Raw genomic sequence first — 14137 nt, 5'->3', positions numbered from 1 at the left:
CATTGGGATTGCTGAACCTCATCACGCCCAAGTCTTTGAGCTTTTCAAACGCCTTCACCGCCGGGAACAGATCCCTGGCACCGGCATCGGCTTAGCGCTGTGCAAACGCATCGTCGAACGCCATCAAGGATCGATCGCACTCCGTTCCGAAGTTGGTATAGGAACCAGCTTCCGAATCTCACTTCCCCACGCCACCCAGATTGACGCCTCTCTCCCCGAGCAACACCATGACGACTCAGCCCACCAAACCCGCAACTCCGATCGACATCCTATTGGCGGAGGATAGCGAAACCGACGCGGAACTCACGATCGACGCTCTTCAGCAAGGTAAAATCCGCAACAACATTCACCATGTTTGGGACGGGGAAGAAGTCCTTGCTTTCCTTCGAAAGGAGGGACAATACGAAAATGCCGTGCGTCCCGACCTGATTCTACTGGATCTCAACATGCCGAGAATGGACGGACGCGAAGCTCTCCGAGAGATCCGCTCGGATGACAACATCAAAGCCATCCCGGTGGTGGTGCTGACAACATCGAGCCAAGAACGTGACATTCATGAGTCCTATGGACTTGCCGCGAACAATTACATCGTGAAGCCGGTTGACCTTGTCCAATTTTTCAAAGTCATCCAAAGCGTCCAAGAATTTTGGGTCAACGTCGTCAAACTTCCCAAAAAATAACTGTCAGATCGGCTCTGAATACCGAATCCACGGATGCTTTCCGCATGACAGTGAGTTAAAAAATCGTCTTAGCTTCGGCCACCAAGACATGCGAAGACTCATACTGCAATCACCACGATCAACCACTTCACTGAAGCACGTTTCATGAGCGACTCCAACAATCAACCTTTGCTCGTGATCGGTATTGGTGCATCCGCGGGCGGACTCGCTCCCATCGAGAAATTCTTTGACCACATGCCGCCTGACACGGGCATGTCGTTTGTTATCATTCAGCACCTATCCCCAGACTTCAAAAGTTTGATGGATGAATTGCTGGCCCGACATACCAAGATGACCATTCGCAAGGTCACCGACGGAATGCTGGTTGAACCCAACACGGTCTACTTGATTCCGCCAGAAAAAAACATGGCGTTGTCAGCCGGAAAGCTGTTGCTGACACAACAAGATCACCAACGTGGCTTGAATCTTCCCATCGACATTTTCTTCCGCTCGCTCGCTCAAGACGCAGGGCCTCGCGCCGTCGCCATTGTGTTGTCTGGGACCGGTAGTGATGGCTCTCGCGGCATCAAAGACGTTCGCGAACATGGCGGAGTCGTGCTGGTTCAAACCGAGGCTTCTGCTGGTTTTGATGGGATGCCTCGCGCCGCGATCCAGTCACACGCGGTCGACGCGGTCTGCACACCAGAAGAAATGCCCAACCGCTTGATCGATTACGCGCTGGCGCGTGACCGCGACGTCCTGCAGCATCGAGACGAAGAGAACGATCCCAGCAGTGACTCGGCGCTGTTCAGCATCCTTCGAATGTTTCGCCTGCGACACGGACTTGACTTTGCACTGTACAAACCGGCCACCATCACACGACGGTTGGAGCGACGCATGCAAATGGGCGGCTTTCGTGATGCAAACGAATACGCCGCATTGCTCGAGAAGGACGAGGAGGAAGCGGAGGCCCTGTACCGCGACTTGTTGGTCGAGGTGACGCAGTTCTTTCGTGATGAAGCGGCTTTCGTCCGCTTGCGCACCGATGTCATTCCATCCATCGTTGCCAAGGCGGAAGTCGGCGAAGAGCTCCGGATTTGGGTCCCTGGGTGCGCGACGGGCGAAGAAGCGTATTCCATCGCCGTGCTGTTCCATGAGGCGATGGAAAATGCAGGACGCACCTGCGATTACAAGGTCTTCGCGACGGATGTCCATCGCACGTCCCTGGAAACGGCCAGCACCGGTGTTTACCCGATCACGTCGCTGGAGAGCGTGCCGGCCAATTTGCAAATCAAATACTTCACGCAATCGGGTGGGCTGTGCCATATCAAGCGTGACATCAGGCAACGGGTGATTTTCGCCGCGAATGACCTGACCAACGACCCGCCTTTCACCCGGCTCGATTTCATCAGTTGCCGGAACGTTCTCATTTACCTGGAACCGAAGATCCAAAAGCGGATCTTATCACTCTTTCACGTTGGTCTGCGAACCGGAGGCGTGATGTTTCTCGGTCCCAGCGAAACGGTCGGCGATCTGGCGACCGAATTTGAAACCCTGGACCGCCATTGGCGAATCTACGCCAAGCGACGTGACGTTCGCTTGCCAGACGCCGCTCGCCTGCCGATGACTCCGATTCTCAGCACAGTCATTCGTGAAAAGCAGTCTGGGTTTGTTGCAGTTGCACCGCAGGGAGACCGCCAGGCTTGGATCTCGACCGCCATGGAAGACCTGCTGACCAAGCACGTTCCACCCAGTTTGATGGTCAATGATTTCAACGAAGTCATTCATACGTTCGGCGATGCCAGGAAACTGCTCGTTCAACCCGAAGGCCGTCCCAGCCTGGACGTCCTCAAAATGCTCTGCCTCGAATTGAGAACCGCAACCAGCGCGGCGTTACACCGCGCAAAGCAGAAAGGCATTCCCGCGATCTTCGATGGCATCCGGGTCCCGTCCGACGATGGAACACCAGACCGTATATACAAAATCACCGTCGAACCATACAAAAAGTCCAGTCAGAGTCTGTACCTGATTTGCATTGAAGAGGTGCACGGAGAAATCGACGACAATGATGATATTGTCGAACGATTCCAAACCGACGATTTGTCCGGCGAACGAATTGCAAACCTAGAACAAGAGCTCGCTTACACACGCGAGACGCTGCAAGCAACCGTCGAAGAGTTAGAATCGAGCAACGAAGAACTTCAGGCCACCAACGAAGAACTGATCGCCTCAAACGAAGAACTGCAAAGCACGAACGAAGAACTGCACAGTGTCAATGAAGAATTGTACACAGTGAACTCCGAGCACAAACAAAAGATTGAAGAGCTCACGCAGCTCACCAGTGACATGGACAATCTTTTGAAGAGCACTGATATCGGGACCATCTTTCTTGACAACGAACTCTGCATTCGCATGTTCACCCCTGCCATCTCAGCCGCCTTCAATGTCATGGAGCAGGACATTGGGCGGCCGATCAATCACATCGCTTACAAACTTGACAGTCCCAACCTTCTGTCCGACGCGGCAGCGGTTCTCGCGTCGTGTGAATCCAGAGAAACCGAAGTTCAGAACTCCGATGGACGAGTTTATCTCCAGAGAATGCAACCTTATCGCACGGAGGAAAGTGTTGTCCGTGGGATCGTCCTGACGACAACCGATATCACTGCGATCAAACAGGCGGAACAGGCGCAAAGAACATTGATGACACTGACGCAGGTAGGAGAGGAATTGCCAGATTTTGCCTATGCGGTTTCTCATGACCTCCAAGCCCCGCTGCGTCACATTTCGCAGTATGCTGAAATCCTTGACAAAGCCACCCAAGAGGATGACGAACAAAGAGTCTTGAAGTCCACCAAAGTCATTCGGGACAGCGCCTCCAACCTCAGCATGATGATCGATGCGTTGCTCACTTATTCACGCATCAACACACTGGGACGACCACTCGACCAAGTTCCGTTGAGCGACGCGATCGATGACGCTCTCTCGAACCTTTCATCTAGTTTGGAATACCATGGTGCAGAGGTTGAATGGAGCGATCTTCCTGTCGTCACAGGCGACCGTGAACAACTGCAGTTGTTGTTTTTTCACTTGATTGACAACGCGATCAAGTATCGTTCGGACGTCGCCCCACGCATCAAAATCACGGCGGAAGCAGAAGACGGTTTTATCAATGTCCGTGTTTCCGACAACGGGATCGGGGTCTCCGACCAGCACGCTGGACGAGTCTTCACGATCTTCAAACGACTCGGGTTCAAACAAGACGTTCCGGGGATTGGAGTGGGCTTGGCCATTTGCAAACGCATCGTCATCCGGCACGGCGGCAGGATCTGGCTAGAACACAACACCGGGCCAGGCACCGTCGTTTGTCTTTCATTGAGAGAACACAGAAATCCTGGCACACCAGGCTTTACTGAAAAGGGTTCCAGTGAACATCAGTAACCCAAATCCAGCCGCTCCCCCGCCAAAAGCCGACGGTTCACCCGGCATCCATGCTGTGGTGGGAATTGGTGCCTCTGCGGGTGGTTTGAAAGCAATTGAAAACCTGTTCCGCAATCTCCCCGATGACACCGGGATGACTTTCATCGTTGTTCAGCACTTATCGCCGGACTTCAAGAGTTTGATGGACGAAATCTTGGCTCGGTTCACGACCATGAAAATCGTCAACACTCAGAACGGAGCAAGATTGGAGCCAGATACGATCTATCTGATTCCGCCCAAAAAGAACCTTACTGTGACAGACGGTCACTTTGTAACCAGCGACATGGACCGAGACCAAATCCAACGTCCCGTTGACCTACTGTTTCAGTCCATCGCCCGCTGCTTTGGCTCGAATGCTTTTGGCATCGTGCTTTCCGGTACGGGATCCGACGGCGCCGCCGGCATACGTGCGATCCACGACAGTGGTGGCGTAACCTACGCGCAGACTCCCGGAACTGCACAATTCGATGGCATGCCGAAAAATGCAATCGCCACCCGATGTGTCAAACACGTCCTGCCCCCAACTGAAATTGCAGCTTCATTGTGGGTACACGCGAGTGAACCCGATGCAAGATCCAACGTCGATCCTTTGACGACCGAGGAGCTGAGTGGGATTCGGCTTGTCTTTTCGATGCTTTCCGAACGACACAACATCGACTTCAGCGGGTACAAGGAATCCACCGTCGCCAGGCGTCTGGAGCGACGAATTCAATCTCGCAATTGCAAAGACATTCAGCAGTACGCGGAGCTCTTGCAGTCCGACAAAGCTGAAGTCGACGCGCTGTATCACGATCTCTTGATTGGTGTGACCAAATTCTTCCGTGACACCGAAGCGTTTTTTTCTCTGCAGACGCGGATCAATCGCATCGTCGCTCAACTGGCCCCCAGCCAAGAACTTCGCATCTGGGTGGCTGGTTGCGCTTCCGGGGAAGAAGCCTACACGATGGCCATGATCGGAACCGAAGCGTACGACCGACAAGGTATTTCACCCAACTTCAAAGTGCTTGCCACCGACGCCCACCAAGGTGCACTGGATCGTGCTGCACGGGGACTGTTTTCAGCCGAATCACTTGAGTTTGTTTCGCGTCAAAGACAAACGCGATTCTTCACGTCCGTCAACAAAACGCAATACCGCATCACGCCGGAAATCCGACGTCACATCGTATTTGCGCAACACAATCTGATTGAGGACCCGCCATTCACGAAGATTCATGTTGTGACCTGCCGCAACATGCTGATCTACTTCAAACCCGAAGCCCAGAATTCAGCGATTGCTTCACTCCACTTTTCGCTCGAAAAAGATGGTTTGATGATGCTGGGCAGCAGCGAAACCCCCGGCAAACTGCAAGACGAATTTGAATCTCTCGATCTCACCTGGCGGATCTACCGAAAACTTCGAACCCTGCCTGCTTCTCTCAAATCACACGAGCAACTGCGAGCCATCGAGCGAGCCCCACGCAAGCTGGTCAACATCCTGAATCGCGATAAACCAGAACAACTTAGCTTTACGGGACTCCTGGATGCATATGACTCACTTCTGAGCGAGTTTGTGAAATGTGGCGTGCTTTTGGATGAACAACGCAACGTCCTGCATGTCTTTGGTGACGCCAATGACTACCTGCAGAACACGACGGGACGCTTCAGCGGCAATTTGCTGCGGATGCTCAGTGGGGAATCCCGCACTGCGATTGGCGCTGCATTGGTCCGATCCGCCAAAGAAGAGCATTCCAAAATTGTGATCCGAGACGTTCCTTTTCAAGTGGGTGACCACCCCCGCTACGCCGATGTGACGGTACGGACCCTCAAGAGCAAGGTTGCTGCGTCATTCGTTTGGTTCATTGAGTTCGGCACGCCCTCGCAATCGTCTCGGACGGTTGAAACAGTAGTCCGCGTCTCGCGCCCCGGTGACCAATACGACGCCATCGAAGCAGAACTAGCGTTTGCCAAGGAAAGCTTAAGCGCCACGATCGAAGAACTCGAAGCCAGCAATGAAGAACTGCAATCAACCAATGAAGAATTGATTGCATCCAACGAAGAACTTCAAAGCACCAATCAGGAACTGCACAGCGTCAACGAAGAACTCTATTCCGTGAACGCGGAGAACCACCGCAAGATCACCGAACTCCAGGAAGTCACAGAAGACATCGAAAATCTGCTCAGCAGCACCGACATCGGAACACTCTTTGTCGATGAGAATTTGTTTATCCGCCGGTTCACTCCCGCCGCCACCCGTTACTTCAATCTGGTCGACCATGACATCGGTCGCTCGCTGACCAACTTCACGCACTCCATGGTGCTGGCTGACCTGAGCAATCAGATCCGTTCCGTATTGTTGACGGGCAAGAATTTCGTCAAGGAAATCACGACGACACGAGACGAACGGGTCTTGCTGCGAGTGGTCCCCTATAAGAGCGGAGCGGAACGAAAGGGTGCAATCGTGAACATCCTGGATCTGAAAACGTTGGCAAGCGAAGCGGAGCCCGACCATCCAAGCGACACCTAAGCAGGAAGGTTTGGCTCGAATTCAGTGAGCAGTTTGGGCATTGAAATTCCACAGGGACGTCGTCCAAATCGTGAATCGGCAAGGCCACTACGCGCCCTTGCTCATTTTGCAACAATGGTCGTTTAGAAGATTCCATCCTACAAAACCAACTTGCGAAGATGAGCGACCTGCCGAATTGCCCTGAATGCGATGGCACTTTCACCTACGAAGACGGCATTTTGCTGGTCTGTCCAAGCTGTGGCCATGAATGGTCGCAAGCGGATGTCGATGCCGCTGCGGAAGCAGAAATCATCCGCGATGCCAACGGGAATGCACTCGAAAATGGCGACACCGTGGTCGTGATCAAAGACCTGAAAGTCAAAGGCGCCGGCCAGACCGTCAAAGTCGGCACCAAAGTCAAGAACATCCGCCTGGTCGACGGCGATCACGACATCGATTGCAAAATCGATGGCATCGGCGCCATGGGGCTGAAGTCCGAATTCGTTCGCAAGGCCTGAGCGAACAGCTCGCTGGTCCGACACGTTGCAATCTCACACCGACCACTCACGATAGAGCAAAGTCGCGGGAGCGCGTCGCCGCTGCAGCCGTCTCTCGCGGCACGCGAACCTGGATGCAGGCACCAGAGGCCTGCTCGAGTGCCTGGATGGATCCCCCATGCGCCTCCACAATGCGTTGGCAGATTGGCATTCCCAATCCCGTTCCCGTGGGTTTAGTCGTGTAAAAGGGCTCGAACAAGTGGGTCGCCTGTTCTTCATTGAGCCCAGGCCCATTGTCAGACACACTCAGACACACGTGATCGCCGTCGCAATCACAACGGATTTCGATTTGAACGGGCCCTTCAGTCGCCTCCAGTGCATTGAGAAACAGATTGCGGAAGACCTGCGTCATCCGGGACGCATCGACTTCGACAAGGTGCTCGCAATTGGACGTCAATTCCTTCAGTTTGACGTCTCGATCCTCGCGTTCGGATTTCAAATCTTCCCAAGCCTGACGCCACACCTCTCTCAGATCAACTCGCTGCAATTCCGTCTGAATCGGTGCCGCATACGACCGGACGTTTTCTAGCATTGTTGAGAGATCTTCTGCGGCTCGCTGAACCGCGGTCACTTCCTCCTCCGAGTCCGCGTGGCCATGGACATTCATGGCGAGGACCTCTGATGCCGCCTTGATCCGTTGAATTGCATTGCGGCTTTCGTGTGCTAGCGCAGCAACGGTCTCGCCGATCGCGGCCAATCGCTCCGCTCGAACGACTCGCTGATTCGCTTCGCTCAAATCAGAAACATCGATTCCAATTGACAAAATGTATTGTCCCCTGCCGTTGTCGTCCTGCAACTTGGAATTCGACCAACGAATGTCGCGAATCTCGCCATTTTTGCAGCGAACTTGATTGGTGAATCCGCGGGATGCCCCCAGTCTTGCGGTTGTTTCCAGGTGCTGAGCGACACGCTGAAGGTCCTGTGGGAACACACATTTTTCGAGCCAGTTCTCTCCGATCAATTCTTCCTGAGACCAGCCTGTCAGTTCGGTCAAAAAGCGATTGATGTGGATGACTTGGCCGTCAAAATCCAACACCAGAATCACCGCCTCGGCGGTCGCTTGCAGTCGCGCGGCCAACGCGTGCGCCTTCTGAAACAGTCGCTCCAAAATTCGCCGGTCAATGATCCGCCGCGCAGTCGCAATGAGATCCTCCGGGATGATCGGCTTGATCACATAGTCAGACACGCCCTGACGAAAAGCATCGATCGCGGTCTGCAGATCACTGTACCCCGTCACCACGATGACAGGCGTTTTCGCACTGGCCACCAACAATTCTTGCAAACGATCTTCGATCAGCCCATCGGGCAATCGGCGGTCCGACAAGATCAAACCAAAGCGTTGTTTGCCGAGAACCTGCAACGCTTCATGAACGCACCCGGTGGTGGTGACATCAAAACCGTCAACAGACAGCACATCGGACAAAGACTCGGCTGATTCAGCGTCGTCTTCGATAACAAGTATGTGATTGAGAACACGCATGAGAAACCTAGACAACAAATGACATTCGCCTGTTTAGCAAATCGGCATTTGTTCGCTGAGCGATGATGAAGAGTGGGATGCGGACTGAGATCAGCAAACATGGCTCGCTATGGCATTGAGCAAATGACGATCAATACGAAGAGCAAGCGTGCCCCCAACGCGAACGACGTGCCATGGCGAAGCTACCACCTAACAGGCTGTTGATTTAGTCAGCCGGAACGCGATCGCGTCCGGTTCGTTTCCGATTACCGCGGGCTAGCGATCGTCGGCTGATCCTTCGATCTGGGAAAGGTTTAAATCAACAGTCTGCTACGCAATCCAGCAATGCCACACTCACGAGAAACGGAAACACGGGACTCCAGTCTGCACACTGCCGCGAATCCGATGCTCTCGCCCCTCAATTTGTGGCCTCGCAGGCGTTAGCCTCCCGCCGCCTACTCGCCCACCCGTGCGATATGTCACAGCGAGTGCCCCTTCACCGCACGCATCAGACCGTCGAAGGGCGAATTCCATGCAAATCTGGCTCTGGAACAAAGATCGCAGATGAGGCAGGGCCATCCCAACCTCCGCCCAAAATTGATTGACAATCCCGTTATGAGCCAAACCATCAAACTGCTCCTCGTTGACGACGAAGACGATTACCGGCGCAGTTGCGGCAAATTCATGGAACGAATGGGGCACACGGTGCGGATGGCGGCGAGCGGCGCCGAAGCACTGACCTTGCTGGACCGAGAACATTTCGACGTCGCAGTATTTGACATCGACATGCCCGGAATGAACGGCTTGGAATTGATGCAGCGTGTCCAAGAAGCTGCGTTCGACGTCGAGGTCATCTTCTTGACGGGAAAAGGAACCATCGAAGCCTGCGTGCAAGCGATGCAGATGGGGGCCTGTGATTTCCTCACCAAGCCATGCTCGTTGGCCGACCTCGAACACCGCGCGCAACTCGCTCGTCAACGCGGACAACTGAAAAAGGAAAACCAGCAACTCAAAGCGATCGTCACCCGAAACCGTCCCTCCCCCAAACTGGTCGGCGACTCGGTGGCGATGCAGGACCTCGGTCGCATGATTTCCAAGGTTGCTCCGACTCGCAAACCGGTGCTGATCGAGGGTGAAAGCGGCACAGGCAAAGAGGTCGTGGCCCGTTCCGTCCAACAACAAAGCGATCTGGCGGATCGTCCGTTTGTGACCATCAATTGCGCGGCCTTGCCACAGCAACTCGTCGAAAGCGAACTGTTTGGTCATCAAAAAGGCTCCTTCACCGGAGCGACAGCCGACAAACCAGGACTGTTCGAAATCGCCGATGGCGGCACGCTCTTCATCGATGAGGTCGGTGAACTGCCACCGGAGTTGCAACCCAAATTGTTGCGGGTTCTGGAAGACGGATCTCTCCGCCGGATCGGCTGCCACCGCGAACGCAAGGTGCAGGTTCGGTTGATCGCGGCAACCAATCGCGATCTGAATGAAGAGGTGAAAGCAGGACGTTTTCGCGAAGACCTCTTCTATCGAATCAATGTTCTGACCCTGAACCTACCTCCACTGCGAGAACGGGAAGGCGACATCAAACAGTTGCTTCAACACTTCTTGCCAACCGGATGGTCCTTCACCCCAGAAACGCTGGACACGCTGGCCCACTATCCTTGGCCCGGAAACGTCCGCCAACTGATCAATGTGATTGAACGCGCCACGATCCTGGGAAACGATCAAGTGATTACAATGGATGACTTGCCGCGAGAGATCGTTGAACCAGCAACGAGCCAGACCGCGCCCGCCCGTTGGAAACCAGTCGCTCGAGAACAAGAACAATCCACAGCGTCCGGGACTGAAACTTTCGCAACCGCCACGCCAACCAGATCGGAACCCATCTTTTCGCTCGGTGACAGCAACCTGAAAGTGGACGACCTTGTCAAAGCCCATGTGCTCAAGGTCCTCGAACAACTCGGCGGCAACAAAGCGAAAACGGCTCGACACCTGGGAATCCACCGTCGAAAACTCTATCGCTTGCTTGAACGATTCGAACAAAACCTGCCGTCGGAAGAAGCCTTATGAGCGAAGAAAAACCATCGACGTTGACGACCCTGATTGGAATGGATTCGTCGCCGCCGGCTCAGAACGCACTGGAAGCCTTGGCAGAGTCACACCTTTCAAAATCATGCAACGTCTCACTTGCGACCGTTCTTCCGGAACCCTCGCTATACCAAGTTGGCGAAGCAGATCTGGCTTGGATTCCCCAAGAAGCCATCGAGTCCAGAATCAATGCGGAACAGACGCACCTCGACGAATGGGTGGAAAAGTATGGTTCACGTTTCTCCTCTTGCGAAACGCTCGTCAGACAAGGCACTCCAGCCCGCGAATTATTGGCGTTGGCAGAGCAAATTTCGGCTGATTGGATTGTCCTCGGTTCAGTGGGACACTCCGCGATCGCGAGAATCATGCTGGGAAGCACATCGGATTACGTGGCGAACCGAGCCAACTGCACCTGTTTGATCCATCGTTCGGTTGAGCCAGCACCAGCGACCCGCGAGAGCATGTTCTCACGGGTGGTCGTCGCAATCAGCAACGCCGAACCTGATTCCCGTTTGCCAGCCTCGATTGAATCTTTGCAACTGCAACCGGGAACGGAAGTCCATCTGGTGCACGTGATGGAAACTCACCCGGAATATGAACTTCACTTGCTGAAGAAGGTCTCCTCCTACATGGAAGAGGTCCGCTCGGCCGCGTGGAAGCTGATTGAATCGACACAACCGCACCTGGAATCACTTGGCATGAAGGTCCAACCGATGCTGGTGGAATCTTCGCATGTCGGGCAAACCATTGTCGACTATGCCGATTCGCACCACTGCGACTTGATCGTTGTTGGTGACCAAGACGAATCCCTGTTCGAGCGTGTCATGCTGGGAAGCGTCAGCCGTTTCGTTCTCCGCCACGCCTCTCAATCGGTCCTCGTTGTTCGCTGATCCAGAAGTCTGCGATCGAATCCAATCCATACACGCCTTCTCAGGTGTCCGCCCCTATGAGCCTCGGGCATCAAATCCAATCCGGAGAACACGACGATTTGGTGGCGCGGAAGGAGCTGCCTGATCACGCTTGCGATTCATCGATCCCGCTTCCGATCGCGATGGTCAAGGCAGTCGTCGATGGCGGAGCGGCATCTTCGACGTGGTGTGCGGTTCGACCGCCCTGTGACACCGCGATGGGCTAGCAAGCGTGCCATCTTGTCACACATTTCCTTCCGTTTCCTTGCATTTCCCAATGGCCTGAAGGTTGCAGCTCTGAGCAGAACATTGCGAGACAGATCGCTTTGATCCCTCGCCCAGACACTTCAACTTGACACTCCTTTGTTGGGAACGAAACGATGCGAATTCTACTGGCGGTTGACTCTTCTCCTTATGCCCAACGGGCCGTCGAATTTGCATCTCATCTGCCGTTTCGAAAACCCGTTGACTTTGATTTGGTGTCCGTGGTTGCTCCACCCATGATGGTGGACACCGGATCCATGGCGATGCCATTGGACTTCGGTGCCTTCTTGGACATCGAGACGGTTCGCAACCGCGAAGCAATTTCGAGTTTGGCAAACGACCTGGAGTCCCGGGACCACGTCCATTCAGTGCACACCCATGTGCCAATTGGTCCTCCGACCTCGTCGCTGTTGGACGCGGCCGAACAATCCGATGCCGACCTGATTGTCCTGGGAGCGATCGGACACTCAGCCATCGAACGCGTCCTGTTGGGGAGCGTCTCGGACTACGTGGCCACTCATGCCGACACAAGTGCGTTGGTGGTGCGTTCACCGAAAGAAGCCAGCGTTGAACTCGGACTGCAAAAGATCATGCTCGCTCTCTCAGGTCGGCCCGAGGACGAACGCATGCTGTCGTGGCTGAAAGAACTCAAGGTGCGTCCCAACGTTGAGATTCATCTGGTTCGCATCTTGGATCGGTTCACGTTTTACCGACAAGACCTGCGGCAGCACGCCGCCGATCTCTGGGAATCGCAGTACCAACAAGCCCAAGCTCAAATCTTGGATTTTGAAACCAAACTGCAGGATCTCGGATTGAACACCGAAACCCACTTGGTCGAAGCCGATCACGTCGGAGAAGCCCTCGTCGAATATGCGAGGCGTCACGGTTGCGACTTGGCTGTGACCGGCGACAGTGACAGTGGACTGCTCACCCGAGTGTTCTTAGGCAGCACGTCGCGCTACGTGCTGCGTCATGCAGACTGCAGTGTGTTGATCGTGCGAGACAAAGAAGACCGTGCTCAAGCACACCGTCAAATTGCCGAGCAGTCGATGGCCGGCACCTAAGACCTACGCCGATTCGGCCTGGCCTCAAGGTCGTGCAGGCTTGAGGTGCACCGTCCAGAAACCCGCCAAGCTCAGCACCAGAAAGCGGCACGACCGCCAGGCAACGATGCTCCGGTCAAAAGTGTCAACAAAAAATGCCCGCCAAAGGAATGACGGGCGAGTTCGAATCCAGAGCAATCGCATTCACGATGCGAATCAGCTTAAAGCGGGCTTGGATTTGGACTCCACTTGTTTGTGCTTCAAACCCTCAATCGTGCGATTGCGAGTGATCCACACGCTACACGGCACATGACGCAGCACGTACTGGGAAGTGCTTCCCAACAAGAAGCGACTGAAATGCGACCGAGGGGTTTCGCCAAGCACCACCAAATTCATCCCGTGCGTTTCCACGAATCGAGTGATGGCCTCGCCGTAGTGAACATCTTCGAGGAAGTGCGTGATCACATGATCGGAAACCTCCTCCAACTGTTCTTTCGCTTGTTTCAACTCCTTTTTGTAATGCTGCACACAATTCGGGTCGGCGTAGACTTCATTCAAGCAGGCAGCCACCAGAACCACATGCAATTCCGTTTGTCCTCGCCAAGGACTCTCCATCAGTTCTTCGAGAGCAGCCTGGCAAGGCCCCGTGCCCTCGTAACCCAAACAAACCTTGAGCGATTCTCCGTTGCTCGGCAACGCTTCGGGGCGAACCACCAACACGCTGCACGGAGCGTGGGTTGCCACAAAGTCGCTGGTGCTTCCCAGCAAAATGCGACTGATTTGTGAGTGGCCCGTCGCTCCAACGACGACCAAATCGGCTTTGATGTCTTTGGCCTTCTCGACAATTGACTCGCCAACGACACCTTCGATCAGTTCCGTTTTTACCTGCACATTGGCACCTTCGAACAGCGTTGCCACTCGTTCCAGGCTCTTCAGTGCGTTCGCCCGATCTTGTTCGTACGCCTTTTCGATCAACTCGTTGGTCGAGTAGCTAGCGTGAACGAACCGTCGGTGCACGACCGTGACCACGGTCAGCTCAACCGGATCAAAATGGGGAAGGCGAGCGACAAATTTTGCCGTTTCTTCTGATGGTTTCGACCCATCAACGGCGAGCAAAACATTGCGCATGACATCGACTCCTGAAAATGAAATGCGATCCCAATTGACGAATGGCATCGCCCGATCGCTGATAGCGGTGAC

At 54.3% G+C, this 14137-nt stretch carries 10 protein-coding genes; 8 read left to right on the top strand and 2 right to left on the bottom strand.

Going from position 1 to position 14137, the window contains the following annotated elements; genetic code table 11:
* The first annotated feature begins 1 nt into the window (after nt 1).
* The 5 genes from ACF8AM_RS20505 (at nt 2) to ACF8AM_RS20485 (ending at nt 7136) form a co-directional block, all read left to right on the top strand.
* Nucleotides 2–286: an ATP-binding protein gene (locus ACF8AM_RS20505; RefSeq protein ID WP_392557437.1), complete on the top strand. Its 285-nt coding sequence runs from the start codon at nt 2–4 to the stop codon at nt 284–286.
* Complete coding sequence (locus ACF8AM_RS20500; RefSeq protein WP_392557436.1) at nt 228–680, top strand: response regulator; 453 nt, start codon at nt 228–230, stop codon at nt 678–680. Before ACF8AM_RS20505 ends, ACF8AM_RS20500 begins: the two co-directional genes overlap by 59 nt.
* A 144-nt stretch (nt 681–824) precedes the next feature.
* Complete coding sequence (locus tag ACF8AM_RS20495; protein ID WP_392557435.1) at nt 825–4097, top strand: chemotaxis protein CheB; 3273 nt, start codon at nt 825–827, stop codon at nt 4095–4097.
* Nucleotides 4084–6639: a chemotaxis protein CheB gene (locus tag ACF8AM_RS20490; RefSeq protein ID WP_392557434.1), complete on the top strand. Its 2556-nt coding sequence runs from the start codon at nt 4084–4086 to the stop codon at nt 6637–6639. Before ACF8AM_RS20495 ends, ACF8AM_RS20490 begins: the two co-directional genes overlap by 14 nt.
* A gap of 158 nt (nt 6640–6797) precedes the next feature.
* On the top strand, nt 6798–7136 hold the full coding sequence (locus ACF8AM_RS20485; RefSeq protein ID WP_392557433.1) for a zinc ribbon domain-containing protein YjdM: 339 nt from the start codon (nt 6798–6800) through the stop codon (nt 7134–7136).
* A 46-nt stretch (nt 7137–7182) separates the two neighbouring features.
* Here the strand turns inward: ACF8AM_RS20485 and ACF8AM_RS20480 are convergent, their stop codons facing one another.
* A complete protein-coding gene (locus ACF8AM_RS20480; protein WP_392557432.1) occupies nt 7183–8655 on the bottom strand; it encodes an ATP-binding protein in 1473 nt (490 codons plus the stop codon).
* Nucleotides 8656–9249: 594 nt separating this feature from the next.
* Between ACF8AM_RS20480 and ACF8AM_RS20475 the strand changes: the two genes are divergently transcribed.
* The 3 genes from ACF8AM_RS20475 (at nt 9250) to ACF8AM_RS20465 (ending at nt 12958) form a co-directional block, all read left to right on the top strand.
* The gene (locus tag ACF8AM_RS20475) at nt 9250–10704 is read left to right on the top strand and encodes a sigma-54-dependent transcriptional regulator (protein WP_392557431.1); all 1455 of its coding nucleotides are present in this window, start codon (nt 9250–9252) and stop codon (nt 10702–10704) included.
* Nucleotides 10701–11612, top strand: coding sequence for a universal stress protein (locus ACF8AM_RS20470; protein ID WP_392557430.1), 912 nt, complete (start codon nt 10701–10703; stop codon nt 11610–11612). The genes ACF8AM_RS20475 and ACF8AM_RS20470 overlap by 4 nt, the downstream gene beginning before the upstream one ends.
* Nucleotides 11613–12010: 398 nt before the next feature.
* Complete coding sequence (locus ACF8AM_RS20465) at nt 12011–12958, top strand: universal stress protein (RefSeq protein ID WP_392557429.1); 948 nt, start codon at nt 12011–12013, stop codon at nt 12956–12958.
* A 195-nt stretch (nt 12959–13153) separates the two neighbouring features.
* On the opposite strand, the gene ACF8AM_RS20460 is transcribed toward ACF8AM_RS20465, so the two are convergent.
* On the bottom strand, nt 13154–14137 hold a 984-nt coding region (locus ACF8AM_RS20460), incomplete at its 5' end, for a universal stress protein (protein ID WP_392557428.1).

The organism is Rhodopirellula sp. JB055, assembly GCF_043100905.1.
Taxonomy (GTDB): domain Bacteria; phylum Planctomycetota; class Planctomycetia; order Pirellulales; family Pirellulaceae; genus Rhodopirellula.
The sequence above is the reverse complement of the archived record's forward strand: the minus strand, read 5'-3'. Positions and strand labels throughout refer to the sequence as shown.

Excerpts from the sequence above, each read along its gene's own strand:
- ACF8AM_RS20480 (WP_392557432.1), bottom strand. The coding sequence starts at position 8,655 with ATGCGTGTTCTCAATCACATACTTGTTATCGAAGACGACGCTGAATCA.
- ACF8AM_RS20485 (WP_392557433.1), top strand. The coding sequence starts at position 6,798 with ATGAGCGACCTGCCGAATTGCCCTGAATGCGATGGCACTTTCACCTAC.
- ACF8AM_RS20465 (WP_392557429.1), top strand. The coding sequence starts at position 12,011 with ATGCGAATTCTACTGGCGGTTGACTCTTCTCCTTATGCCCAACGGGCC.
- ACF8AM_RS20500 (WP_392557436.1), top strand. The coding sequence starts at position 228 with ATGACGACTCAGCCCACCAAACCCGCAACTCCGATCGACATCCTATTG.
- ACF8AM_RS20475 (WP_392557431.1), top strand. The coding sequence starts at position 9,250 with ATGAGCCAAACCATCAAACTGCTCCTCGTTGACGACGAAGACGATTAC.
- ACF8AM_RS20495 (WP_392557435.1), top strand. The coding sequence starts at position 825 with ATGAGCGACTCCAACAATCAACCTTTGCTCGTGATCGGTATTGGTGCA.
- ACF8AM_RS20470 (WP_392557430.1), top strand. The coding sequence starts at position 10,701 with ATGAGCGAAGAAAAACCATCGACGTTGACGACCCTGATTGGAATGGAT.